Here is a 3,426-nt window from a genome sequence, read left to right on the forward strand (position 1 = left end):
TGCGTTTCCGACTCTATCAGATCTTTTCTCGATCCGATTTCCTCGGTGCTTTCCAGGTTCCCGCTCTCGCGTTTCCCTTTCCGGCGGTTCCGACTTTATCAGAAGTTCTTGGCCGGTCTGACCGGCCGCTCATTTCTGAGTAATCGGAGGATGTTCTCTTGAGTGTCGTTAACGACTCTCCGAGGCATCAAGTAGATGCTAGCGAGTGTCCGGCCGGATGTCCAGCTCCAGACAACTCATTGAATCTACCTCCCCACTCCCTCCGTGTCAACGGCTCTTGCGGGGCGAAGAGGAGACTAGCAGCTCAGAGGGGGTGAGTGCACATCGACGGGATCACGCGGCCGTGGGCAGGGACGCGCTGCGCTCCGTCGGCCCCAGGTCGCCCGTCTCGCCGGCGCGTGTCGCGCGGCCGCCGAGCACGTAGACGTACGCGAGAAATGCCAGCTCGGCGGCGATTCCGATGCCGATGCGGGCCCAGGTGGGCAGGCCGGAGGGAGTGACGAAGCCTTCGATGGCACCGGAGACGAACAGGATCAGGGCGAGGCCGATCGCCATGCCGATGGCCGCACGTCCCTCCTCCGCGAGAGCCGCCCGCCGCGTGCGCGGGCCGGGATCGATCAGCGTCCAGCCCAGACGCAGCCCCGTGCCGGCGGCGACGAAGACCGCGGTCAGTTCGAGCAGACCGTGCGGCAGGACCAGGCCGAGAAAGGTGTCGAGGCGGCCCGCCGAGGACATGAGGCCGAAGCCCACGCCCAGGTTCAGCATGTTCTGGAAGAGGATCCAGAGGACGGGAAGGCCCAGGAAGACGCCGAGGACCAGGCACATCGCCGCGGCTTGGGCGTTGTTCGTCCACACCTGGGCGGCGAAGGCGGCCGCGGGGTGGCTGGAGTAGTAGGTCTCGTACTCTCCGCCCGGGCGGGTCAGCTCGCGCAGCCGGCTGGGGGCCGCGATGGACGACTGCACCTCGGGATGGGTGCCGATCCACCAGCCCAGGAGGACGGCGACCGCGGTCGACACGAGCGCCGTGGGCACCCACCAGTGGCGGGCGCGGTAGACGGCGGCCGGGAAGCCGCGGCCCAGGAAGTGGGTGACGTCCCGCCACGAGGCCCGGCGGGCGCCGGCGACGGCGCTGCGCGCGCGTGCCACGAGCCGGCTCAGCCGCCCGGTCAGCTGCGGGTCGGGAGCGCTGGACTGGATGAGGGAGAGGTGGGTGGCGGTGCGCTGGTAGAGGGTGACGAGTTCGTCTGCCTCGGGGCCGGTGAGCCGGCGCCGGCGGCGGAGCAGCGCATCGAGCCGGTCCCATTCGGCTCGGTGTACGGAGACGAAGACGTCCAGGTCCATCGGGTCTGCCTGCTCCTCGGCTGGTCGTCCACGGCTCTTCGTGGACGCTCGTGCTTCCTGTCAGCTTGTCGTACCGCGACGTGATCCGCCCTCAGCTTGGCAGACTTGCGGTTCAGGGGGCGGACCAGGGAAGGACGGCGGGCGTGAGTGAACTGGTGACCGGCGAGGCGGTGGCGCTCGAACTGCGGCCCGCGAAGCTGCCGAGCAGGGCGCTCGCCGTGTTGCTCGACCTGGCGGTGGCGATGGCCGCGTATGTCGTCGTGGTCGTGGTGCTGCTGGCGTCGACGGCGTCGCTGGACGAGGCCGCGCAGGTGGCGCTGTCGATCGCGTCGTTCCTGCTGGTGCTGGTCGGCGGGCCGATAGCCGTCGAGACCCTCAGCCAGGGGCGTTCGCTGGGGAAGCTGGCCTTCGGGCTGCGGGTGGTCCGGGACGACGGCGGGCCGATCCGGTTCCGGCACGCGTTGGTGCGGGGTGCGGTCGGGGTGGTCGAGATCCTGATGACGCTCGGCGTGGTGGCGTGCATCGCCTCGCTGGTCTCGGCGCGGGGACGGCGGCTCGGCGATGTGTTCGCGGGAACGCTGGTCGTGCGGGAGCGGATACCCGCGGGGCGGGCCGGATTCGTGCCGCCTCCCCCTCCGTGGCTCGCGGGGCGGTTCGCCGGGCTGGACCTGTCGGCGGTGCCGGACGGGCCGTGGCTCGCCGTCCGGCAGTACCTGACCCGGATGGCGCAGCTCGATCCGCGGGTGTCGGCGGACATGGCGCAGCGGCTGGCGGCCGACCTCGCGGGGCGTACGGGTGCTCCGGTGCCGCCGGACCTGCCGCCGGCCGCCTTCCTCGCGGCCGTGGTGCACGAGCGGCAGTCCCGTGAGGCCCGGCGGGTGTCCGCCGGCGCTGGTCCGGCGGTCGGCGGCGGCCCGGGCACCGCCGGGTTCGCGGGGCCGGGGGGACAGGCCGGGGTTCCGGACTCGTGTCGCCCTCCGTTGCCGCAGGGGGATCAGCGGACCGGGGCCTCGCCGTACGGGGGGCAGGTCCAGGGGCCGGTCCGGCCCGACGACTCGTATGCCTCCGGCTCCTCACCGGCCGCGCCGGACGCCCCTTCGCGACCGGGGCGCGAGGAGCCGCCGACCGGACGGCCGGCCACCGGGTTCGTGCCGCCGGCGTAGGCGGGTCGCTGCCGGTGCCGCTCGCGGGGCCCGGGGCCGGGGGTCAGTCGAACCGCGACGGCGGTGACTGAAGGTCCTCCAGCTCGATGCCGGGCGCGGCCAGGACCACGTCGCCGGCGAGGTGGACGGTGTGCTGTTCGCCGGTGTCCAGGGCGGTGACCTGGTACTCGTCCACGGTCAGGGGGCCGTTGTCAGTGGCGTGTGCTTCGCTGTTCACCAGGGCCCAGGACTGGTCTACCGTGCGGGGGGCGAGGACGGGATCGGTGAAGGCCACGAGGCGTACGCGGGTCGCGGCGGACGAGGGGGTGAGGCGCAGGAGCCGGGCGATGGCGACGAGGAACGCGGGGGAAGTGCCGGTGAAGGCGTGGGCGCGCACATTGCCTTCGGTGGCATGGAGGCCGGTGGGGTCGGTGCGGACCCAGGTGACGCCGTCGAGGGCGGCGCCGCGCACCTGCCAGTCACCCGCGTGCAGTTCGAGGCGGAGGGGGCGGCCGAGGTCGTCCAGGGCGAGGTCCACCGAGCCCCGGTGCTCGCCGGCGGGCCCGGTCAGCCGGGAGACGTAGCGCCAGCCGGACGGGCCGGGGGCGCATTGGAAGTGTTCTTCCGCGAGGGGGGTGTGATCGTGCGGATCGTGGAGCGAATAACGGCCGCGGGGCATGGGGGTCCTGGGTCTTGACGGGCTGGTCCGGCCGGAGGTCCTGGGTCGGGGCCAAAGGGGCAGGCCCCCGGCACGGGGGTGCGGGGGCCTGCCTCGGAGGGCCTGGTGACGGAGGAGGCGCCGGTGGGCCGGCGCACTCCCCCGGCGGTCGGGCCGGGGGAGCTACGGCTCAGTAGCGGTAGTGGTCCGGCTTGTACGGGCCGTCGACGTCCACACCGATGTACGCCGCCTGCTCCGGACGCAGCGTGGTCAGCTTCACGCCGA

The 3,426-nt window shown here is 72.5% G+C and carries 4 protein-coding genes; 1 reads left to right on the forward strand and 3 read right to left on the reverse strand.

Translation table 11 applies throughout. The features are described from left to right. Positions 1 to 333: 333 nt before the first annotated feature. On the reverse strand, positions 334 to 1,341 hold the full coding sequence (locus ACZ63H_RS38515; RefSeq protein WP_469873108.1) for a stage II sporulation protein M: 1,008 nt from the start codon (positions 1,339 to 1,341) through the stop codon (positions 334 to 336). 143 nt (positions 1,342 to 1,484) lie between these two features. Between ACZ63H_RS38515 and ACZ63H_RS38520 the strand changes: the two genes are divergently transcribed. After that, positions 1,485 to 2,504 (forward strand): RDD family protein, encoded by a 1,020-nt coding sequence (locus ACZ63H_RS38520; protein WP_469873109.1) that lies wholly within the window; start codon positions 1,485 to 1,487, stop codon positions 2,502 to 2,504. A gap of 43 nt (positions 2,505 to 2,547) precedes the next feature. Here the strand turns inward: ACZ63H_RS38520 and ACZ63H_RS38525 are convergent, their stop codons facing one another. After that, complete coding sequence (locus ACZ63H_RS38525) at positions 2,548 to 3,162, reverse strand: hypothetical protein (RefSeq protein WP_469873110.1); 615 nt, start codon at positions 3,160 to 3,162, stop codon at positions 2,548 to 2,550. Positions 3,163 to 3,331: 169 nt separating this feature from the next. Next, positions 3,332 to 3,426, reverse strand: a 95-nt coding sequence (locus ACZ63H_RS38530; RefSeq protein WP_351034276.1) for an adenosylhomocysteinase, incomplete at its 5' end; no start/stop codon positions are given.

This window comes from Streptomyces sp. NPDC104831 (assembly GCF_055583025.1).

Excerpts from the sequence above, each read along its gene's own strand:
- ACZ63H_RS38515 (WP_469873108.1), bottom strand. The coding sequence starts at position 1,341 with ATGGACCTGGACGTCTTCGTCTCCGTACACCGAGCCGAATGGGACCGG.
- ACZ63H_RS38525 (WP_469873110.1), bottom strand. The coding sequence starts at position 3,162 with ATGCCCCGCGGCCGTTATTCGCTCCACGATCCGCACGATCACACCCCC.